We start from the raw sequence: 21208 nt of genomic DNA, 5'->3' as shown, positions 1-21208 counted from the left end.
GGGCCGCATCGGGGACGCATCGGGACACGGAGGACGGCGATGGCGCAGGTCAAGCTCTACGGTCGGCGGGACGTGTGGGGGCCGCGACGTACCGAGGTGTCCGACGCCGTGCACGCCGCGCTCGTCGGTGCGTGGGGCCTCCCGGCGGACAAGCGGTTCCACCGGTTCGTCCTGCTCGACCCCGAGGACCTCGTCGCGCCGCGCTCCGACGCCTACCTCGTCGTCGAGATCGTCTGCTTCACCGGCCGGACCCGCCGCGCCCGCCGAGCGCTCATCGCCGCCATGTTCGACGACGTCGCGCCCGCCCTCGGCCTGTCCGCCGACGACCTCGAGGTGGTCGTCATCGAGAGCCCCGCCGAGAACTGGGGCATCCGCGGGGTCTCCGGCGACGAGCTGGCGCTCCCGTATCGCGTGGACGTCTGAGCCGCGACCAGCGGCTAGGCTGGGCGGCGCGGATGAGTCAGTCAGGCGGCCGCGTCGGACCTCCGGGTCCGCCGAGGAACGTCCGGGCTCCGTAGGGCAGGGTGGTGGGTAACACCCACCCGGGGTGACCCGCGGGACAGTGCCACAGAGAACAGACCGCCTCCTCGGTCCGCCGAGGAGGTAAGGGTGAAACGGTGGTGTAAGAGACCACCAGCGTGCCGGGTGACCGGTGCGGCTCGGTAAACCCCACCCGGAGCAAGGCCAGACAGGGAGCGTTCGAGGGCTGCCCGCCCGAGCTCCCGGGTAGGCCGCTGGAGGCGTGCGGCAACGTACGTCGTAGAGGGATGGCCGCCACCCGCGCACGGGGTGACCCAGCGCGGGGACAGAACCCGGCGTATCGACTGACTCATCCGCACCATCAGCCGCGAGACGAGCCGGACCGCGACCGCGACCGGCTCGTTCAGCGCAGGAAGCGTCCCACGCGATCGAGCCACCGAGCGCGAGTGATCCATGCCCCGATCGTCACGACCAGGTAGAGCGCGAGCGTGACCGTCGCGCCCGCCCAGAACCCTGCGTCTCGCGGCTGGCCGACCACGGGCGCGACGAGCGACCCGACGCCACCGCCGACCGCAGCGCAGACCAGCACGGCCACGAGGAGTGCGACCCGCTTACCCATCCACGTCGACGCGACGACGACGGGCGCGCGGAAGGTCGACAACCGCACCCGATCACTCGCGTGTCGTCCGGGCTCGCCCACGGCCTTCGTCACGCAGGCAAGTGTCGCAGGCTGGCTCGTCCAGGTCAGGAGACCGAGACGTCCATCCGCTGGTACGTGCGGCCCGGCAGCATGGAGGCGACGTCCGACGTCCACGGCAGCGGCGGTTCCGGCATGACGACGAGCCATGAGCCGTCGCGGTCGAAGAACCGCAGGTCGCCGTCGAACGCGTAGGTGTCGCGGACGTGCAGGCCGAGGTCGCTCGCCGCGAACGTGAGGTCGAACAGCCACGACGAGGGGTCCTGGATGTGCCGGTCGCTGTCCAGGTCGCGTGACGTCCACATCCGGACCCAGGCGATGCTGCGGGCCTCGTGCGCGGGGACGACGAGCGGGTGCCCCGGCAGCAGCTCGAGCTCGCCGCCGGCCGAGTCGATGATGTCGATCTGCGCGGGCGCGTCGGAGACGTTCTCGAACCACAGCGTCAGCGCGGTGCGGAACGCGTACGACTCGTCCCGGCCGACCTGGAGCTGGCCGACGAGGGGTCGCCACCGGTCCTGCCGGCCTGCGGTGAGCTGGCAGACCTCCAGGGTCGGTCGTCCGACGGCGTCGGTGACGCTCGGCAGGGCGCGCGCGATGATCGTCGGGGCCAGGGCGTCGAGACGCGCCTCCTCGAGCATCCGTCGCGTGTGGTCGGTCTCGAGGCGCAGCCGGTCCGCGTCGGCGCGGGCGTCCTGGGCCTCCTGACGGGCGAGGGCGAGCGCCTCCCGGGCGATCGACACCTGCTCGTCGAACGCCTGCGCCTGCCGGGCGGTGGCGTCGGCGTGCCGGTAGGTCGCGTCGGCCTGACGTGCGATGCGGCGGGCGGCCTTGGCCGACTGACGCCACGCGAAGAGGGCCACGAGGAGGGTCAGGGCGGAGACCGCCAGCGGGAGCCACCGGATCAGGTCCTCCCGCGTGAGATCGCCGAGGACGGGCAGAGCGGCGCTGGTCATCCCCGCAAGTTACTGACCGGTTCGTCCGAATTCGACCCTGACGCGCCGAAGTCACTCGTGCGGGCGTAGCCCCTGAGAGGGGCCGGGCCGACCGTCGACGGCGGGCAGGATCATCGTGTAGGCCGTGTGAGGTGCGAGCTCGCCCACGGCGACGGACGAGACGCGGGTGGACGAGACCGCATCGATCCAGTCGGCCTCGCTGTAGAGCGTGAGCAGCCGCCCGAGCGTGTCGGCCCAGGTCGCGTAGCGCTGCGGGGTGCTCCACGTGGTGGGGTTCACCTCGAGCATCAGCAGCGGCTTGCGCCGTTCGAGCATGTCCCAGCACCCCTCGAGGAACTCGGGCTCGTGCCCCTCGATGTCGACCTTGATGACGTCCGGGTCGCCGTAGCGGGAGGCGAACCGGTCACCGGTGGCCGTCTCCACCTCCACCCCGTCGTCCGCGGGGGACAGGCTGATCTGGTCGCACCCGTGCGCCTCCGGGTGGACGGTCATCCGCGCCGTCCCGCTGTGGTTGGACAGGGCGACCGGCTCGACGGTCACGTTCTCGGCGTGGTTCTTCTCGAGGTTGGCCGACAGGCGCGCGCGCGACTCGGGCACCGGCTCGAAGGCCACGACGCGCCCCTTCGGCGCCGCTCGTGACAGCAGGACCGCGTAGATCCCGACGTTGGCCCCGACGTCCCACACGAGTGCGTCGTCCGGGACCCGGGGGAGGAACGCGTCCATCTCGACGGACTCGAAGCCCCCGTTGCGCACGGCGGGATAGAGGCTCAGGTCCCGGCCGATGGAGAAGACGGCTCCGCGGAACGGGACGTCGGCCTCCCACGCGTTGCGGTACCGCACGAGCGAGATCCATCGGTAGGCGCCCGTCACCAGCCTCGAGCTCTGCAGACCGTGCTGGTGCGCCCACGCGCGTGCACTCGCTTCGATGCTCATGTGGCCCCCCGGCCCACTGCCTCGGTACGCCGCTTCAGACGTTCGGTCCAGCAGGACCATCTAACCCGAGATGTCCCCTCGGATGAACCTTCGGCACCTGATCGTGGTGCGTGTCGTCGTCAGGCCGGCGGGGCGGTGCTCTCGGCCGCCAGCGCGGCCGCCGCCTCCGACACGGTCCGGTGGAGCAGGCAGAACTCGTTGCCCTCGGGGTCGGCGAGCACGTGCCACGGCACGTCGCCCTGCCCGATGTCGACACGCGTCGCCCCGAGCGTCAGGAGCCGTGCCAGCTCGGTCGCCTGGTCCGAGTCGTCGCCCGGCCGGATGTCGGGGTGCCAGCGGTTCTTCACGGCCTTCTCGTCAGGGGCCCGGACGAACAGCCAGTTGGTCGCGGACCCGTCCACCGGGGCGATCTCGATCTCCTCGTCGTCGGGCACCGGCTCCCAGACGAGCCGCCACCCGAGGACGTCCGCCCACCAGCGGGCGAGCCGCTCAGGATCGCGTGAGTCGATCGTCACCTGCGAGACCGCGAGCGTCATGCAGGGCACGGTAGGGGGTCCCCGCAGGTCACGCGACCGGTGGTGGCCCGTCGACGCGGGCCGTGCCGGCGTCCAGGTCGACGGGCGGTGCGGCGTCGCCCGCGTGCTGGATGTCGAGGCGCTGGCGTTCCTGCTCGGCGGTGAGGTGGACGCGGTTCGGCTGGAACAGCTCGACGAGGTCGCCGAGCATGCCGCTCGCCGAGGAGGACTCCGCGGGCCGGTACGGGCGGGGCCGGCGGCGGTCGAACCAGCCACGGGCCACCGCGCGGTCGACCGCCACGAGGACGACGACCACGGCGACGACGAGCAGCACCCAGCGCACCGACCCATCGTCACACGTCAGGCGCGGGTCGCGGCGGCCTGCCGGTGGTGGGCGTGGGTCAGCCACGGTGCCGTCAGGCGCGGGTCGTCCGCGCCGGCGCCGACCTCGACGAGGCGGTCGAGGTAGCGACGGTCCGCCGCGAGCCGACGGGCCAGCTCCGGACCGTCGCCCACCGCTCCGTGCCCCGGCACGACGACGCGCACGTCGTCGAGCGCGTCGATGCGGTCCAGCGTCGCGGTGTAGTCGCCGACCGGGTCGGCGGCGTCGACGTCGAGGAGCGGGATCTCGACGTCCGAGAGCAGGTCGCCGGCCAGGAGCACCGCCGCGTCGGCGACGTGCAGCGCGGTGTGACCCGCGGCGTGCGCGGCGTGCGTGAGCACGCGGACCTCGCGGCCGTCCCAGTCGAGGAGCGCCCAGCCGGTACCCGGGGCAGGGGCGTCGTCGGTCAGGGGTGGCGGCATCGGGGGCGCGTGGACGAGGTCGGCTCCCCGCTGGCCGGGGTGGGCGCGCACGTACGCCGCGAGCTCGTCGTCGCCGTCGCGCGCGGCGCGGGCCGCACCCACCCAGTCCGGCTGCTGCACCCACGCCGCCCAGCGGGGCAGGTCACGCAGCCCGTGCCCGTCGAGGGCGTGGTCCCAGTGGTCGTGCGTCGACCACACCGCCACCGGGCGCCAGCCGTGCGCACGCACCGCGGCGGACAGGTCGGCGACCTCCCGGGCCGTGACGCCGGGGTCGACGACGAGGCACGAGCCGTCGCCGCCGACGACGACCGTCGAGGTCGTCGCGTACACGGCGCTCGTCGCGACGTGGACCCCGTCGGCGACCTCGACGAGCGGGTGGGCCGGCACCGTCCCCGGCACCGTCAGCCGTGCGCCTCCGCGGCCAGCGCGGCCGCCCCGACGATCCCCGCGGCGTTGCGCAGCTCGGCGGGGATGATGCGGGTGCGGATGTCGAGCAGCGGCAGGAACTCCTTGTGGTGCTTGCTGACGCCGCCGCCGACGACGATGAGGTCCGGCCAGAACAGGTTCTCGACGACCGTGAAGTACCGCTGCAGACGCTCGGCCCAGCCGGCCCAGTCCAGGCCCTCGCGGTCCCGCACGGACTCGGCGGCCCGCGACTCGGCGTCATGGCCGTCGATCTCGAGGTGCCCGAGCTCGGTGTTCGGCACGAGATGCCCGTCGACGATCAGGGCCGACCCGATGCCGGTGCCCAGCGTGACGACGAGCACGACGCCGTCGACGTCCTTCGCGGCGCCGTAGCGGACCTCGGCGTAGCCGGCGGCGTCGGCGTCGTTCACCGCGAGCACCTTGCGGCCGGTCGCCTTCTGCACGGCCTTCTCGACGTCCGTGCCGATCCACGACTTGTCGACGTTCGCGGCCGACTGCGCGACGCCGTGCAGGATCACCGCGGGGAACGTCACGCCGATGGGCACACCCTTGTCGAGGTCGAACGACTCGACGACCTCGGCGACCGTCGCGGACACGGCGTCGGGGGTCGACGGCGACGGCGTCGGGATGCGCTTGCGGTCGCTCGCGAACTCACCCTTCGACAGGTCGACGGGTGCGCCCTTGATGCCGCTGCCGCCGATGTCGATGCCGAACGCGAGGGCGTGCTTCTTCTTGTCGTGGCTCATGGCAGTGTCAGGATCTCCGCTCCGGTGTCGGTGACCAGCAGTGTGTGCTCGAACTGCGCGCTGCGCTTGCCGTCGGCCGTGAGGACGGTCCACTCGTCGTCCCACATGACCCAGTCGGGGGTGCCGAGGTTGAGCATCGGCTCGATGGTGAAGACCATGCCGGGCTCGATGAGCGTGTCGTACCCGGGTGCCGCGTCGTAGTGCGGGATGACGAGCCCGGTGTGGAACGCGGGACCGACACCGTGACCGGTGTAGTCGCGGACCACGCCGTACCCGAACCGGGCGGCGTACTTCTCGATGACCCGGCCGATGACGTTGATCTCGCGGCCCGGGGCGACCGCCTTGATGGCCCGGTGGAGGGCCTCCCGGGTGCGTTCGACGAGCAGCCGGGACTCCTCGTCGACGTCCCCGGCGAGGAACGTGGCGTTGTTGTCGCCGTGCACCCCGCCGATGTACGCGGTGACGTCGACGTTGACGATGTCGCCGTCCTCGATCACGGTCGAGTCGGGGATCCCGTGGCAGATGACCTCGTTGACGGAGGTGCACAGCGACTTCGGGAAGCCGCGGTAGCCGAGCGTCGACGGGTAGGCCCCGTGGTCGAGCATGAACTCGTGGCCGAGCGCGTCGAGCGCGTCGGTCGTGACGCCCGGCTCGACGGCCTTGCCGACGACCTCGAGGGCCTGCGCGGCGATGCGCGCCGCGACCCTGACCAGCTCGACCGTCCCGTCGTCCAGCACGTTGCTGCCCAGCCACGGGGCCGGCCCGGGACGCCCGACGTACTCCGGGCGGGCGATGGTCGAGGGAACGGGGCGGCGGGGGCTCACCGTGCCCGGGACCAGGGCGGATCTAGGCGCGTGCACGGTCGACATACCTGGCAGTCTACGGAAAGCAGTGCGGAGCGCCCGGGTGACCCGGACGCCCGCGGGCCTCGACGAAGGGAGTCCGCCATGGCGACGGAGTACTGGTACAACACCGAGACCCACGAGGTCGAGGAGGGCAAGCAGAGCGTCGCGTCGAAGCTCATGGGCCCGTACCCGACCCGGGAGGACGCGGCTCGCGCGATCGAGATCGCGAAGGAGCGGAACAAGGCGTGGGAGGACGAGGACCGGCAGCGCTGAGGCGGTCAGCGTCGGGCGAGGTGGGCGACGACCGGCCGGTGGTCGCTGCCGCCGGTGCGGCCGAGCACCTCGAACCCGGTGACCCGCCACGCCCGCCCGTCGACGAGGACGTGGTCGATGGGGGCGGCCAGGACGCTCGGCGCGGACGAGGGCCAGGTGCCGCGCCACGCCTCGCCGGCGGCCCGCGCCGCGTCGACGCACGGGCCGAGGTCCTGCAGGCCGGGGTGGTCGAGGGTCGCGTTGAGGTCGCCGGCGACGATCGCGCCGGGCGTGGACGCGCACCGGGCGGCGACCGCGGCGGTCTCCGACCTCCACGCCGGCATCGCCGACCGTCGACCGGGAGCGAGCGGGTGGGCCGCGACGATCGTCGGGTCGGTGCCGTCCTCCGGGACCGCGACGACACCCCCGAGCCGGGTCGGCAGGTCGGTGGCGTCCGGGTAGCTCCCGACCTCGGGGGAGACGAGCAGGGAGGTCCCCGAGATCCACGGGACGCTCCCGGCGGCCTCGTGCACCTGCATCGGCTCGCCGGCCGCGCCGAGCAGGGCCGCGGTGGCGAGGGCGGTCCTCCGTGACGTCTCGGGCAGGACGAGGACGTCGGCGTGCACGTCCAGCGCGAGGTCGGCGAGCGTCGCCGCGGGCACCGTGTCCAGGGTGTTGAACGACAGGACGACGACGTCGCCGGTCGTGCCCGACGTCCCGGCGGCGGCGACGGCGGCCGGGGGAGCGGTCGGGACGGTCCGTGCGACGAGCACCGTGGCCTGGGCGACGGCTCCGAGCGCGAGAGCTGCGGCCAGCGGGACGGTCCGGCGACGCACCGCCGGCACCGCCAGCAGCACGAGCGCACCGGCGACACCTGCCAGGGCGAGCACCGCCCGGAACGCGACGAGCTGCGCGACCGGGAACACACCGGGAAGCAACGGCACGGCGAGCCCCACGCCGACCGCTGCCACGACGACGGCCGCCGCCCAGGTCGCGACCCGGCCGGGGCTCACTTCTCGAACTGGTGGTCCGCGTCGGGGAACGTGCCGGCGCGCACCTCGTCGACGTAGGCCGTGGCCGCCGCCCGGAGGGCCGCGCCGACCTCGCCGAACCGCTTCGCGAACCGCGGCGACCAGTCGGTCATGCCTGCCATGTCGACCCACACGAGCACCTGCCCGTCGCAGCCCGCACCCGCGCCGATGCCGATGGTCGGCACGTGGAGGATCTCGGTGATCTGCTCGGCGACGGGCGCCGGCACCATCTCGAGCACCACCGCCACGGCACCGGCCTCGGCGATCGCGACGGCGTCCTCGCTCAGGTGCTCGGCGGCCAGGTCGCCCCGGCCCTGCACGCGCGGCCCGCCGAGCAGGTGCTCCGACTGCGGCGTGTACCCGAGGTGGCCCACCACGGGGATGCCCGCGTCCGTCAGCGCCTTGATCTGCGGGACGACCCGCTTGCCGCCCTCGAACTTCACCGCCGCCGCACCGGTCTCCTTCATGACCCGCACCGCGGTCTCGAGCGCCTGCGTCGGGCCCGCCTCGTACGACCCGAACGGCAGGTCGACGACGACGAACGCCCGGTGCGCGGCGCGGGCGACGGCCCGGCCCGCCGGGATCATGTCGTCGACCGTGACCGGCAGCGTCGTCGTGTGCCCGTGCATGGTGTTCCCGATCGAGTCGCCGACCAGCAGCATGTCGACGCCCGCGGCGTCGAAGATCGCGGCCGTCACGGCGTCGTACGCCGTGAGCATGGTCAGGCGCTCGCCGCGCTCCTTGGCCTCGCGCAGGTGGTGCACGCGCACGCGCTTGGGGGTCTGGCTCATCGAGGGTGCTCCTGGGTGTCGTGCGGGTGCGATCGCGGGGTCAGCGGCAGGTCAGGGCTCACGCCACCGGGTGGTGACGGGCAGCCGGCGGTCACGCCCGAACGCGAGCGCCGTGACCTTGGGTCCGAGCGGGTACTGCCGGCGCTTCCACTCGGCGCGGTCGACGAGGGCGAGGACCTTGTCCACGACGGCGGGGTCGAACCCGCGGGCGAGGAGCTCGGCCCGTCCCTCGGCGTTCTCGACGTAGGCGTCCAGCACCTCGTCGAGCAGGGCGTACGGCGGCAGCGAGTCCTGGTCCAGCTGGCCGGGCCGCAGCTCCGCCGAGGGCGGCTTGGTGATCGACGACTCGGGGATGGGCGGCAGCTCGTCGGGACCGAACACGCCGTCGAGCGCCGCGTTGTTGCGCCACCGGGCGAGCGCCCACACGCGCGACTTGTCGACGTCCTTGAGCGGCGCGAACCCGCCGATGCTGCCCGCGTCGTAGATCGTGGCGTAGCCGGTCGCGAGCTCCGACTTGTTGCCGGGCGCGATGACGAGGTGGCCCTCGCGGTTCGACAGCGCCATGAGCAGCACGCCGCGGACGCGAGCCTGCAGGTTCTCCTCCGTCACGCCCTCGATCTCGAGCTCGCCGCGGAACGCCTCGACGATCGGCCCGATCGGCTGGACGCGGTAGTCCGCGCCGAGGCGCTTGGCCAGGTCCGCCGCGTCGTCCTTGCTGTGCTCCGAGGAGTACGCCGACGGCATCGAGACGCCGACCACGTTCTGGCCGCCGACCGCGTCCGCCGCGATCGTCGCGGTCAGCGCCGAGTCGATGCCGCCCGACAGCCCGAGCAGCACCGACCGGAAGCCGTTCTTGCGCACGTAGTCGGCCAGCCCGAGGACGATCGCGCGGTAGACCTCCTCGTCGGCGCTCAGCGGCTCGGCGAGCGCACCGGGCTGCGGTGGCGCGCCCCTCTCGGGCAGGTCCCACAGCAGCAGGTGCTCGACGAACTGCGGTGCGCTCGCCAGCACGGTGCCGTCGACGCCGACGACGAACGAGCCGCCGTCGAACACCAGGTCGTCCTGGCCGCCGACGAGGTTCACGTACGCGACGGGGGCGCGGACCTCGCCGGCCCGTCGGGTCGCGAGCTCGACGCGGACGTGCCCCTTGCCCTCCTCGTACGGCGACCCGTTGAGGACCACGAGCAGCTCGACCTCGGCCTCGTCCATCTGCGAGACGGGACCGCCGTCCTGCCAGATGTCCTCGCAGACGACGACGCCGACGCGCCGCCCCCGCACGTCGACGACGCACAGGTCGTCGCCGGGCGTGAAGATGCGGAACTCGTCGAACACGCCGTAGTTCGGCAGGTGGTGCTTGTCGTAGCGCGCCTGCACCTGGCCGTGCTGCAGCAGCACGGCCTGGTTCGTCGGGCGGCGTGCGCCCTGCGGGGCGTCCTGGTCGCCGGTCGGTGCCAGCGTGCGCTCGCCGACCGTCCCGACGAGGACGGCGAGCTCGCCGAGCCCGGCGGCCTCCAGCTCGGCGGCGGTCCGCTGCAGGGCGGCCTCGGCGCCCCGGCGGAACGACGCCCGCAGGGCGAGGTCCTCGATCGGGTACCCCGTGACCGTCATCTCCGGGAAGACGACCAGGTCCGCGCCCTCGTCGGCGGCCCGCCGCGCCCACGCCAGCACGGCGGCGGCGTTCGCGTCGACGTCCCCCACGCACGTGTCGATCTGTGCCAGGGCGATGCGTGGTGCGGGCATGGCGTCGAGCCTAGTCAACGCCCGCACGACCTGCCGCGACGCATCCACGGACGTGACGCCGTCCGGACCCCTCGATGGGGCAGGATGTGCCGCATGGACAGGCAGCAGGAGTTCGTGCTCCGCACGGTCGAGGAGCGGGACATCCGCTTCATCCGCCTCTGGTTCACCGACGTGCTCGGGATCCTGAAGTCGGTGGCGGTCGCCCCCGCCGAGCTCGAGGCCGCGTTCTCCGAGGGCATCGGGTTCGACGGCAGCGCGATCGAGGGCCTGACCCGCGTCTACGAGGCGGACATGATCGCCAAGCCGGACCCCACGACGTTCCAGGTGCTGCCCTGGCGCGGCGAGCGGCACGGCACCGCCCGCATGTTCTGCGACCTGCTGACGCCCGACGGCGAGCCGTCGCTCGCGGACTCGCGCAACGTGCTCAAGCGGGCGCTGTCGAAGGCGAGCGACCAGGGGTTCACGTTCTACACGCACCCCGAGGTCGAGTTCTACCTGTTCGAGGCACCCGCCGACCCGTCGGTGCCGCTGGTCCCGGTCGACCAGGGCGGCTACTTCGACCACGTGCCGCGCGGCACCGCGCACGACTTCCGGCGCGCCGCCATCACGATGCTCGAGTCCATGGGCATCTCGGTGGAGTTCTCCCACCACGAGGCCGGCCCGGGCCAGAACGAGATCGACCTGCGCTACGCCGACGCCCTGACCACGGCGGACAACATCATGACGTTCCGCACGGTCGTCAAGGAGGTCGCGCTCGAGCAGGGCGTGTTCGCGTCCTTCATGCCGAAGCCGCTGTCCGACCAGCCCGGGTCCGGCATGCACACGCACCTGTCGCTGTTCGAGGGCGACCGCAACGCGTTCCACGAGCCCGGCGGGCACCTCGAGCTGTCCAAGACGGCCCGCTCGTTCATCGCGGGCCTGCTGCGGCACGCCGCCGAGGTCACGGCCGTGACCAACCAGTTCGTGAACTCGTACAAGCGCCTGTGGGGCGGCGCCGAGGCGCCGAGCTACATCTGCTGGGGCCACAACAACCGCTCCGCGCTCGTCCGCGTCCCCATGTACAAGCCGGGCAAGGGCAACTCGAGCCGCATCGAGTACCGCGCGGTGGACTCCGCGACCAACCCGTACCTGGCCTTCGCGGTCATGCTCGCCGCCGGCCTCAAGGGCATCGAGGAGGGGTACGAGCTGCCCGAGGGCGCCGAGGACGACGTGTGGGAGCTCACCGACGCGGAGCGGCGCGCGCTCGGCATCGAGCCGCTGCCCACGTCCCTCGAGTCGGCCATCGCGGTGATGGAGAAGTCGGAGCTCGTCGCCGAGACGCTCGGGGAGCACGTCTTCGACTACTTCCTGCGCAACAAGCGGCAGGAGTGGGACGAGTACCGCGCCCAGGTGACGCCGTACGAGCTGCGGCGGTTCCTGCCGGTGCTGTGAGGCGGGCCGCCGACGTGGGCCCGGAGGGGGCCCGATGAGCACCGCGACCGCCGACGGGCGTGGCGGCAGCCTGGCCGGGCGGCTCACGCGCGCCGGGGTCACGGACGTCGCCCGCGCCGAGCGCATGCTCGCCGACGCGGCGCTGCTCGAGGTGCTGCCCGATGCCGCGGCGGTCCTGGCGCCGCCGCTGGCCGACGTCGCCGACCCGGACCAGGCGCTGCTGACCCTCGCGAAGCTCGCCGGCGCGGTGCGCTCGTCGCCGGCCGAGCAGGCCCTGCTCCGCGAGATCCTCGAGCAGGACGACGAGCGACGCGCCCGGCTGCTCGCCGTCGCGGGCGCCTCGGTGGCCCTCGGCGACACGCTCGTCGCCCACCCCGCCAACCTGCACGTCCTCGCCGACAGCGAGCCCGCGCTCGGCGTCCCCGTCGCAGACGTGCGCGCCGAGCTCCTGCGCGCCGTCGGGGCCGATCCCCGGGCCGCGGTCCCCGTCGCCGCCCACGGCGGCCGCGAGGGCACCGACGCGATGCGGCGCGCCTACCGCACCCGGTTGCTGCGCGTCGCCGCGGCCGACCTCACGTCCCGCGACCCGCTGTCGCGGCTGCCCGGCGTGGCGGCCGCGCTGGCCGACCTCGCCGGTGCCGCCCTCGAGGCGGCGCTCGCCGTCGCCCGCGCCGACCTCGACGACCACGGCGCGGGGGTCCGCCTGGCCGTGATCGGCATGGGCAAGGGCGGCGGGCGCGAGCTCAACTACGTCAGCGACGTCGACGTCGTCTACGTCGCGGAGCCGGTCGACGGCGTCGACGAGTCCGAGGCGCTCGCCGTCGGAGCCCGGCTGGCCGCCGGGCTCGCGCGGGTGTGCTCTACGTCGTCGGGCGAGCCCGCCCTGTGGCCCGTGGACGCCGCGCTGCGCCCCGAGGGCAAGGACGGCCCGCTCGTCCGGACCCTCGCGAGCCACAAGGCGTACTACGAGCGGTGGGCCAAGACCTGGGAGTTCCAGGCGCTGCTCAAGGCACGGCCGCTCGCCGGGGACGCCGCGCTCGGTGACGAGTACGTCGCGATGACCCAGCCGTTCGTGTGGGCGGCGGTGCAGCGCGACCACTTCGTCGAGGACTCGCAGGCGATGCGCCGGCGCGTCGAGCAGCACGTGCCCGCAGCGGAGGCGGACCGGCAGCTCAAGCTCGGCGTCGGTGGCCTGCGGGACGTCGAGTTCACCGTCCAGCTGCTGCAGCTCGTGCACGGCCGTGCCGACGACTCGATCCGCAGCTCGAGCACCCTGACGGCGCTCGCGGCGCTGGCGGCGGGCGGGTACGTCGGCCGGGAGCACGCCGCGCAGCTCGCGGTCTGCTACCGGCTGCTGCGCGTCCTCGAGCACCGGATCCAGCTGTACCGGATGCGCCGGACCCACCTGATGCCGACGGCGGAGGCCGACCTGCGTCGGCTCGCCCGGTCGATCGGCATGCGGGCCGAGGGCCCGGACGGGCTCGTCGACCGGTGGCGGACCGTGCGTCGCGACGTGCGCCGCCTCCACGAGGAGCTGTTCTACCGGCCGCTGCTGCCGGCGACGGCCCAGCTGTCCGCCGAGGAGGCCAGCCTCGCTCCGGACGCGGCGCGCGCCCGGCTCGCCGCGATCGGCTACCGCGACCCCGCCGGGTCGATGCGGCACATCGCCGCGCTGACCGAGGGGGTGTCCCGGCGGGCGGCGATCCAGCGGCAGCTCCTGCCGGTGATGCTCGGGTGGTTCGCGGACGGACCCGACCCGGACGGCGGCCTCCTCGCGTTCCGGCGGCTGTCCGAGGAGCTCGGCACCACCCACTGGTACCTCAAGCTGCTGCGCGACTCCGGCACGGTCGCACAACGGCTCGCACGGGTCCTGTCGACGTCGCGGTACGTCGCCGACGCGCTCACCCGGTCCCCGGAGTCGGTGACGTGGCTCGCGGAGGACAGCGAGCTCGAACCCCGCACGCACGCCCGCCTGTCGGCCGAGGCCGACGCGGTCCTGACCCGCGCGCACGAGCGCGTGCCGGCCGTGACCGCGCTGCGGGGGCTGCGGCGGCGCGAGCTCGCGCGCACCGCGGCGGCCGACGTGCTCGACGTCGTCACCGGCACCGGGGCGTCGCAGAGCCTCACGGTCGCGGCCGACGTGGTGCTCGCGGGCACGCTCCGCGTCGCGCTGTGGGAGGCCCGGCAGGCGCGCCTGCTCGACGAGGACCCGACCCGCATGCTCATCGTGGCGATGGGACGTCTCGGCGGTCGGGAGGTCGGGTACTCGTCCGACGCGGACGTGCTGTTCGTGCACGACCCGTTGCCCGGCGTCGACGCGGTGCTGGCCCAGGAGTTCGCGCTGTCCGTCGCGACCGAGGTGCGTGCGCTGCTCGGGGCGGTCGGTCCCGAGCCGGTGCTCGCGGTCGACGCGGACCTGCGACCCGAGGGCCGCAACGGCCCGCTGGTGCGCTCGTTCGACTCGTACGCCGAGTACTACGCGCGCTGGTCGTCGCCGTGGGAGAGCCAGGCGCTGCTGCGCGCCCGGCCGGTCGCGGGCGACGACGGGCTCGCGGGCCGGTTCGTCGAGCTCGTCGCGCCGCTGCGGTACCCGGCGGGCGGCATCGACGCGGCGACGGTGCGCGAGGTCCGGCGGATCAAGGCCCGGGTCGAGTCGGAGCGGCTGCCCCGCGGGGTCGACCCGGCGCGGCACCTCAAGCTCGGTCGCGGCGGGATCTCCGACGTCGAGTGGACCGTGCAGCTGCTCCAGCTCCTGCACGCGCACGACGTGCCCGACCTGCGCACGACCGGCACGCTGGACGCGCTCGGCGCCGCGGAGCGAGCCGGCCTGCTCGACGCCGACGACGCACGGGTGCTCGCCGACGCGTGGCTGCTGGCGTCGCGGGTCCGGGACGCGAACGTGCTCTGGTCCGGCCGGCCGGAAGGGGCGCACGCCGACGTCCTGCCGCACGACCGGCAGGCGCTCGCCGGCGTCGCCCGCGTCATGGGGTACCCGGCGGGGTCGGCCGGGGAGCTCGAGGAGGACTACCTGCGCACCGCGCGGCGCGCCCGGGCGGTCGTGGAGCGGGTCTTCTACGGCTGAGGCTCGTCCGTCGGGCGGTCCACGATCGGGGCGACCGCCGGGTCGGCCTCCTCCTCGTCCAGGTCCACCCAGCCACGCTGGCGCCGCAGCGCCTGCTCGTCCTCCTGCAGCAGCGGCGAGTCGACGAGCTCGTGCCGCTCGACGTACACCGAGGACACCGCCTGGATCGTGGCCGCGACCGGGAGCGCGAGGAACGCGCCGATCGGACCGAACACGGCGCCGAAGGCCAGCACCGCGAGGAACGAGATCGCCGGGTTCAGCTCGAGCGACCGGGCGGACACCTTGGGGGAGAAGATCAGGTTCTCGACCTGCTGGTAGCCGATGATGAACGCCAGCACGAGGAGTCCCTTGACGGGGTCGACGGCGAGGGCCACCGCCACCGGGACCGCGCCGGCGATGTAGGTGCCGATCGTGGGCACGAACTGCGACACGACGCCGGTGAAGACGGCCAGCGGCAGCGCGTACGGGATCCGCAGGATCGACAGGAAGACGAACGTGAACACGCTGGAGAGCGCCGCGAGCACGATCCGCGAGTTGATGAAGTCGGCGACCTTCTCCTGGGAGACCTCCCACAGCCGCAGCAGCTCCCGCTGCCGTCGCGGTGCGAACAGCCGCAGCACCGCGGCGCGGAACCGGGGACCCGCGCTCGCCATGTAGTAGGTGACGAGCAGCACCGACGTCAGCGTGAACAGGCCGCCGATGATCGACGCGCCCGCGCCGATCAGGCCCGGTGCGAGCGACTGCCAGTTGTCGGCCAGGGTGTCCGTCGCCTCGTCGGCCGTGGGCAGCGCGACGTCGAACGTCGCGTCGACCCACGTGACGAACTGCGCGTAGTACGTGGGGAGGGACTCGACGAGCTCCGCGACCTGGGCGACGAACAGGCCACCGAACAGCGCGATCACCGCGAGGATCACGATCCCGGAGGTGAGCATGACGATGCCCGTCGACCGGGTCCGGCGCAGGCCGTGCGCCACGAGCCAGCGGATCAGCGGCTCCATCGCGAGCGAGATGAACCACGAGATGACGACGATCGTGATGACGTTCCCGAGCAACGACAGCGCCCGCCACGCGAACGCGGCGAGGAACACGGCGACGACACCCATGACCAGGGCCCGGGGCAGCCACCGCGGCGGACGGCGGGCGTCGTCGACCGCCGTGCCGGAGTGCCCGGTGTCGGTGCGTCGCGGCATGTGCTCCCCTGCGGAGGGCTGGGACCAGTCGGCTCGTTCGCACCGTACCGCGCCATCTGTCGCGCGCTGACCAGCAACGCTGCCATGCTCGGTGGATTCGGGCGTGTCGGGCATGTCGGGAGGGCTGTCATGGCGGTGCGGAGCAGGCCGAACGGGAACGACGAGCCGGACGAGCCCGGGCCGGGCGACACGCAGCCGATCGCGGGCGCGGGCGACACCCAGCCCCTCCCGGTCGACGACGTGGCGCTGCTGCGGTCGCGGCTCGAGGCGCTCGAGGCCGAGAACGCCCGCCTGAGGTCCGCCGCCGCCGCCGCACCGGCGGTCGTGAGCTCCGAACCGCCACGGCGGCGACGGCCCGGGCGGGCAACGGCGGCGGTCGTCCTCGTCGTCGTCGCGGCCCTGCTGGCGCCCGTGGCGGTCGTCGCGGTGTGGGCCAAGGGGCTCGCGGAGGACACCGACCGCTACCTCGCGACCGTGGCGCCCCTGTCCGACGACCCGCAGATCCAGTCCGCCGTCACGAACCGGCTGACGACCGCGATCGTCGACGCGGTGAACCTCGAGGACCTCGCCCAGACGGCCACCGGTGCCGTGGCGGACCTCGGCCTGCCGCCGCGCCTGTCGGCCGCCGTCCTCGCGCTGCAGGGCCCGCTCGTCGACGCCGCGACCAACTTCATCCGCAAGGGTGTGGACCGCGTCGTCACGTCCGACGCGTTCTCCACCGCGTGGGAGCAGGCGAACAAGGTCGCGCACGAGCAGATCGTGGCCCTGATGCGCGGTGACCCCGACGCGATCGCGAGCATCGACTCGCAGGGCACCCTGACCGTGGACCTCACACCCGTCATCGAGCAGGTCAAGACGGCGCTGTCGAACGCGGGGTTCACGATCGTCGACCGCATCCCGACGATCAACGCGACCTTCCCGCTCGCGCAGAGCTCCGACCTGGTCCGGCTCCAGAACGCCTACCGGGCGCTCGACGTCCTCGGCACGTGGCTGCCGTGGATCGTCGTCGCGCTGCTCGCCGGCGGCGTGATGCTCTCGCAGAACAGGTCGCGGGCGCTGGTCGTCGCGGGGCTCACGCTCGCCGGCGCGATGCTCGTGCTCGGGCTGGTGCTGACGGTCGGCCGGTCCGTGTACGCGAACTCGCTGCCACCCGAAGTGCAACGACCCGACGCGGCCGTCGTCGTCTACGACCAGGTCGTGTCGCTGCTCAGGATCTCGCTGCGTTCGGCGTTCGTGATCGGCGTCGTCGTGGCGGCTGTGGCGTTCGTGTCCGGCCGGAGCGACTCCGCGGTCGCGCTGCGGTCGGCGTCCGCACGGTCGGCGGCGTGGCTGCGCGGCGCGGGGGAGCGTCGCGGCGTCACGACCGGGCCGGTCGGCGAGTGGCTGGGCGAGCAGCGCGTGCTGGTGCGGGTCGTCGTGGCGATCGGTGCCGCGCTCGCGCTCGTGCTCGGCACTCCGCTGACCCCCGGCTACGTGCTGGGTGTCGCGATCGTCGCGGTCGTGGTGCTCCTGCTCGTCTCGCTCCTCGCCCGGCCACCGCTGGCCGACGACAGGGCTTCGGCCGCCTGACGGGCGCGTGGACGTCGAGCCGGCCGAGCAGCCACGACGCGCCGACGCAGGGCCGGACCGTCGACGGCTGGTGCAGCGCGCGTGGTGGCTCGCGCGCGACTACGCGTTCGTGCTGCGGTGGCAGGCCGCCGGGGTGACGACCCGGACCGGCGCGGACGCCCTGAGGTCGCCCGAGCGGCCGGCCGGACCGCCCGTCGTCCTCGTGCCGGGCGTGTACGAGCCGTGGCAGTTCCTCCTGCCGCTCGCGACCGTGCTGCACGACCACGGGGTACGGATCCACGTGCTGCCCGAGCTCGGGATCAACCACCGGCCCATCCCCGAGCAGGCGGCGCTGCTGGGTCGCTACCTCGTCGACCACGACCTGCGCGACGTCGTCCTCGTCGCGCACAGCAAGGGTGGGCTGATCGGCAAGCTCGCGATGCTGCGCGAGGACCCGGACGGCCGGGTCGCGTCGATGGTCGCGGTCAACACGCCCTTCGCCGGGTCGGTGTACGCCCGGTGGTTCCCCGCCGCGGCCGTGCGCGCGTTCAAGCCGACCGACGCGACGATCGTCGCGCTGCGCGCCGAGCTGGCCGTGAACCACCGGATCACGTCGGCGTTCTCCTTCTGGGACCCGCACATCCCCGCGAGCAGCTCGCTCGACGGCGGCGTCGACGTGGTCCTGGAGACCCCCGGCCACTTCCGTCCGCTCGCCGACGCCCGTCTGCACGCGCTGCTGCTGGAACGGCTCGGGGTGCCGTGACACGGGCAGCCGGACCCGTCACCAGACCTCGCCCGGCGTCGGGCACCACGACGGCGTCGGCACCGTGGGGACGAGGTCCCGTGCGAGCTGACGCCCCCACGCCCAGCTGAGCGGGTCGTCGTCCGCCTGCTCGCCCCGCCGGTACAGCAGGCAGGACCGCATGGGCTCCTCGAGCCGGTCGATCACCGGGGCCGCGTCGTCCGAGAGCCCCTGCAGGTACAGCAGGTCGATCGTCGACGACGTCTGCGTCTCGAGGTTGTGCCGCACGATGACGGCGTCCGGGTTCGCGATCGCCAGACCCAGCACGGCGCTCGCCACGACCCACACGGCGGCGCGCGGGAACCACCGGCCCGACCCGCGGGCTCCCGCGACCAGGACCAGCACGAGGACCGCCCCCATCACGAGCTCCGCGACGGCGACGAGCAGCCGGAGCCGGGTCAGCCCGAAGACGTCGACGTACAGGTCGAGTCGGCGCAGCGCCGACGCGACGACCCCGAGCGTCGCGACGCAGAGCACCCCGAGCGCCACCCGCACGACCAGCCGGTCGCGGGCGTCGGTGCGGGGTGCACGCCTGGCGGCGACCCCGACCACGACCAGCGTCAGCGCGGTCGCGACGACGAGCTGCGCGAACCCCTGCCGGGCGTACTCGGCGTACGTGACGCCCGACGGCAGGGCACGCTCGGGGTCGCCGAGCAGGGCCACCGCCTGCACCGCGACGAACGTCACCACGAGCGCGTCCAGCGCGACGATGGGGACGAGCCACTCGACCCGGCGTGCCGCCGGAGCCTGCGGCAGCCGTGCGCGGGACCAGACGGGAGGAGCGATCGCCAGGTGGGCCGCGGTCACGGCCCCGAGCGTGACGAGCGCCCCGACCAGCACCTGGCCGGGCAGCCTGTCGACGTGCACCTGCGGGACGAGGCTCGCGAACACGCGGTCGGCGCTGGCGAACAGGGCCCCGAAGACGACCAGCAGCCCGACGGTGATCGCCGCGCTGCGCAGGACCGTGACCGCCTCGTGGCGACGACCGCCGAGCGCGGCCCCGGCACCGTGGCGCACCCAGGGCACCGCCCGGACGGCGCCGAGGGCGGCGGTGACCGGGGCGAGCACCGCCGACGGCGCGGTCCTCGCGGACGCCGTCGCCACGACCGCGACCCAGCAGGCGGCGACCACGCAGAGCGCCACGACCCAGCCGGCGGTGCGGACCGCGACGACGGCGAGCAGGGCGGCGCCGAGCACGAGCAGCGCGAGGTCGCCGAACCGTCGCCGGCGCACCACGACCGGCACGGCCGCGGCGCACACCAGCATCCCGACCACGGCCGCCCCGATCCCCGGCGGCCGCCCGACCAGCACCGCGCCACCGACCACGCCCACGGCGACGCAGACCGCGAGCGTGGGCACCGGGGCGGCGCGACGCCCGGCGGCCCAAAACGAGCGCAGCATCCGATCGACCGTCGTGGGCGGGCGCGGCACCGTCACCGGGCGGGCCGGGGCGGCGTACGCGGGCGCCGGTGACGGACCTGCGGCGAACGCCGGCATCGCACCTGACCTGCTCGAAGATGCCGGCGGCGGGGCCTCGTGATCGCTCATGGGGCGACCGTAGGCAGCGGCAGGCCGGGTGCACCCGCGGTTCCGAGGGGGTCCCGTGCACGTTGTGTGGCGCCGCGTGCAGGTCTCATGGCGGACGCACAGGACGCACCCAGACAGACGGCCGTGCGCGTCCCGGCTTGCGGCGGCACCGGCGCAGGGACAAGGTCGGACCGACCGGTCACACCTGGGGTGCAGGGCGTTTCTTCGGAGGTCGGCGTGGGCTCGTTCCGGACCGGTCGTGCGCGTCGGTGGGCGCGGTCGACGACGGTGCTCCTGGGGGTCGCGCTCGTGGCAGGCGGGTGCACCGCCGGTGACGACGACGCGACGACGGACCTGGAACGCGCGCAAGCGCAGGTCGCGGCCAAGGAGAAGGATCTCGCGGCGGCCACGGACGAGGCGCAGCAGGCGACCGATGCGTTCTGCACCGGGTCCGTCGACTACGTGAAGGCCCTCGACCGCTACGGCGACGTCCTCACCGCCGAGGCGCCGACCGTCGGCGACGTCGTGACCGCCGGTGCGGACCTGCGTGAGCCACGTGAGGACGCGCTCGCCGCGGGCCAGAGCGCGCAACGAGCCCGGCAGGACGTCGCCGACGCCGAGAACGCGCTCGCGGACGCGCACGCGGCGCTCGCGGCGCTCGAGGCGTCCGCCTCCGGGCAGCCCGTCGAGCCCGCGGAGACGCCGAGCGCCGAGCCGACGCCGCTCGCCCCCGCGGACGCCGTCAACCGGGTCACGCAGGCGGACGCGGACTTCACCGCGACCCAGCAGGGCATCACCGACGACACCCCGCTCGCTCAGGCGTCGCAGCAGTTCAACGCCGCCGTCGTCGCCCTCGAGATGGCGTGGATGCAGCTCGTCGTGCAGGCGGGGTGCCTCGACGACGAGCAGCGGATCGCGGCCCAGGAGGCGGCCCGCGCGTACACGACCGCCCTGCAGCAGTCGCTCGCCGCCGCCGGCTTCTACACGCTGCCCGTCGACGGGATCTACGGGCCCGGGACGGTGCTGGCCGTCCAGGACCTCCAGGCGACGCACGGCCTGCCGGTCACGGGCACCGTGGACAAGGCCACGGACGCCGCCCTGCAGGCGGACCTCGCGGCCCAGGGGGCCAGCCAGACCGAGGCCACGCTCACCTCGACCGCCGCCCTGCAGCAGACCCTGAAGCTCGCCGGCTACTGGGACGGGCCCGTCGACGGGCAGTGGACCGACGCGCTGACCGCCGCGCTCGTGCAATTCCAGACGGACCTCGGCGTCCCGCCGACCGGCGCCGTGGACGCCGCGACGGTCGCGGCGTTCGAGGCGGCCATCGCCGCGGCCGAGGCACCCGCGCCGACCGCGACCGAGGAGCCGCCGACCGACGGCTCGACCATGGACGAGTAGGGCGGCACCCCCGCCAC

Annotated in this window: 20 protein-coding genes and 1 other RNA gene; 8 read left to right on the top strand and 13 right to left on the bottom strand. The window is 73.9% G+C overall.

Annotated elements, in window-relative coordinates:
- Positions 1-39: 39 nt before the first annotated feature.
- Together Cch01nite_RS02835 and rnpB are read left to right on the top strand one after the other, a co-directional pair.
- A complete protein-coding gene (locus Cch01nite_RS02835; RefSeq protein ID WP_203748326.1) occupies positions 40-423 on the top strand; it encodes a tautomerase family protein in 384 nt (127 codons plus the stop codon).
- A 33-nt stretch (positions 424-456) separates the two neighbouring features.
- Positions 457-836, top strand: an RNA gene (rnpB, locus tag Cch01nite_RS02830) — RNase P RNA component class A.
- 47 nt (positions 837-883) lie between these two features.
- On the opposite strand, the gene Cch01nite_RS02825 is transcribed toward rnpB, so the two are convergent.
- From Cch01nite_RS02825 to map, 8 genes are all read right to left on the bottom strand, one after another.
- Complete coding sequence (locus tag Cch01nite_RS02825) at positions 884-1147, bottom strand: hypothetical protein (RefSeq protein WP_203748324.1); 264 nt, start codon at positions 1145-1147, stop codon at positions 884-886.
- A 77-nt stretch (positions 1148-1224) separates the two neighbouring features.
- Positions 1225-2130, bottom strand: a complete 906-nt coding sequence (locus Cch01nite_RS02820) for a hypothetical protein (RefSeq protein ID WP_203748322.1) — start codon at positions 2128-2130, stop codon at positions 1225-1227.
- Positions 2131-2181: 51 nt separating this feature from the next.
- Positions 2182-3063, bottom strand: coding sequence for an FkbM family methyltransferase (locus tag Cch01nite_RS22895; RefSeq protein WP_203748320.1), 882 nt, complete (start codon positions 3061-3063; stop codon positions 2182-2184).
- A 119-nt stretch (positions 3064-3182) separates the two neighbouring features.
- The gene (locus Cch01nite_RS02810; RefSeq protein WP_203748317.1) at positions 3183-3599 is read right to left on the bottom strand and encodes a VOC family protein; all 417 of its coding nucleotides are present in this window, start codon (positions 3597-3599) and stop codon (positions 3183-3185) included.
- A gap of 28 nt (positions 3600-3627) precedes the next feature.
- Positions 3628-3921: a DUF6191 domain-containing protein gene (locus Cch01nite_RS02805; protein WP_203748314.1), complete on the bottom strand. Its 294-nt coding sequence runs from the start codon at positions 3919-3921 to the stop codon at positions 3628-3630.
- 17 nt (positions 3922-3938) lie between these two features.
- On the bottom strand, positions 3939-4769 hold the full coding sequence (locus Cch01nite_RS02800; protein WP_203748312.1) for an MBL fold metallo-hydrolase: 831 nt from the start codon (positions 4767-4769) through the stop codon (positions 3939-3941).
- A 14-nt stretch (positions 4770-4783) separates the two neighbouring features.
- On the bottom strand, positions 4784-5554 hold the full coding sequence (ppgK, locus tag Cch01nite_RS02795; protein ID WP_203748309.1) for a polyphosphate--glucose phosphotransferase: 771 nt from the start codon (positions 5552-5554) through the stop codon (positions 4784-4786).
- Positions 5551-6423 (bottom strand): type I methionyl aminopeptidase, encoded by an 873-nt coding sequence (map, locus tag Cch01nite_RS02790; RefSeq protein ID WP_203748306.1) that lies wholly within the window; start codon positions 6421-6423, stop codon positions 5551-5553. Before map ends, ppgK begins: the two co-directional genes overlap by 4 nt.
- A 78-nt stretch (positions 6424-6501) precedes the next feature.
- On the opposite strand from map, the gene Cch01nite_RS02785 reads away from it, so the two are divergent.
- Entirely contained in the window at positions 6502-6672 is a 171-nt protein-coding gene (locus Cch01nite_RS02785; protein WP_203748303.1) for an SPOR domain-containing protein, read from the top strand.
- A gap of 5 nt (positions 6673-6677) precedes the next feature.
- Here Cch01nite_RS02785 and Cch01nite_RS02780 read toward each other — a convergent pair whose 3' ends face one another.
- The 3 genes from Cch01nite_RS02780 to Cch01nite_RS02770 are packed head-to-tail and all read right to left on the bottom strand — an operon-like array spanning position 6678 to position 10213.
- Positions 6678-7664 carry an endonuclease/exonuclease/phosphatase family protein gene (locus Cch01nite_RS02780; protein WP_203748300.1) on the bottom strand — a complete coding sequence of 329 codons (987 nt, stop codon included), beginning with the start codon at positions 7662-7664 and terminating at the stop codon, positions 6678-6680.
- Positions 7661-8473, bottom strand: a complete 813-nt coding sequence (gene panB / locus Cch01nite_RS02775) for a 3-methyl-2-oxobutanoate hydroxymethyltransferase (RefSeq protein WP_203748297.1) — start codon at positions 8471-8473, stop codon at positions 7661-7663. Before panB ends, Cch01nite_RS02780 begins: the two co-directional genes overlap by 4 nt.
- A gap of 51 nt (positions 8474-8524) precedes the next feature.
- The gene (locus Cch01nite_RS02770; RefSeq protein WP_203748294.1) at positions 8525-10213 is read right to left on the bottom strand and encodes an NAD+ synthase; all 1689 of its coding nucleotides are present in this window, start codon (positions 10211-10213) and stop codon (positions 8525-8527) included.
- Positions 10214-10306: 93 nt separating this feature from the next.
- Here Cch01nite_RS02770 and Cch01nite_RS02765 point away from each other — a divergent pair, with 93 nt between their 5' ends.
- Entirely contained in the window at positions 10307-11644 is a 1338-nt protein-coding gene (locus tag Cch01nite_RS02765; RefSeq protein ID WP_203748291.1) for a glutamine synthetase family protein, read from the top strand.
- 34 nt (positions 11645-11678) lie between these two features.
- Entirely contained in the window at positions 11679-14726 is a 3048-nt protein-coding gene (locus Cch01nite_RS02760) for a bifunctional [glutamine synthetase] adenylyltransferase/[glutamine synthetase]-adenylyl-L-tyrosine phosphorylase (RefSeq protein WP_203748288.1), read from the top strand.
- Here Cch01nite_RS02760 and Cch01nite_RS02755 read toward each other — a convergent pair.
- Positions 14717-15916: an AI-2E family transporter gene (locus Cch01nite_RS02755; protein ID WP_203748286.1), complete on the bottom strand. Its 1200-nt coding sequence runs from the start codon at positions 15914-15916 to the stop codon at positions 14717-14719. The genes Cch01nite_RS02760 and Cch01nite_RS02755 overlap by 10 nt on opposite strands.
- A gap of 129 nt (positions 15917-16045) precedes the next feature.
- Here Cch01nite_RS02755 and Cch01nite_RS02750 point away from each other — a divergent pair, with 129 nt between their 5' ends.
- Entirely contained in the window at positions 16046-17485 is a 1440-nt protein-coding gene (locus tag Cch01nite_RS02750; protein WP_239069796.1) for a hypothetical protein, read from the top strand.
- 7 nt (positions 17486-17492) lie between these two features.
- A complete protein-coding gene (locus Cch01nite_RS02745) occupies positions 17493-18227 on the top strand; it encodes an esterase/lipase family protein (protein ID WP_203748284.1) in 735 nt (244 codons plus the stop codon).
- A gap of 18 nt (positions 18228-18245) precedes the next feature.
- On the opposite strand, the gene Cch01nite_RS02740 is transcribed toward Cch01nite_RS02745, so the two are convergent.
- On the bottom strand, positions 18246-19667 hold the full coding sequence (locus Cch01nite_RS02740; RefSeq protein WP_203748282.1) for a DUF4153 domain-containing protein: 1422 nt from the start codon (positions 19665-19667) through the stop codon (positions 18246-18248).
- A gap of 363 nt (positions 19668-20030) precedes the next feature.
- Between Cch01nite_RS02740 and Cch01nite_RS02735 the strand changes: the two genes are divergently transcribed.
- On the top strand, positions 20031-21191 hold the full coding sequence (locus Cch01nite_RS02735; RefSeq protein ID WP_239069795.1) for a peptidoglycan-binding domain-containing protein: 1161 nt from the start codon (positions 20031-20033) through the stop codon (positions 21189-21191).
- Positions 21192-21208: the final 17 nt, after the last annotated feature.

The sequence above is a fragment of the Cellulomonas chitinilytica genome (assembly GCF_016862675.1).
GTDB lineage: Bacteria > Actinomycetota > Actinomycetes > Actinomycetales > Cellulomonadaceae > Cellulomonas > Cellulomonas chitinilytica.
Note: the sequence above shows the minus strand (reverse complement) of the source record. Positions and strands in the feature narration are given on the sequence as shown.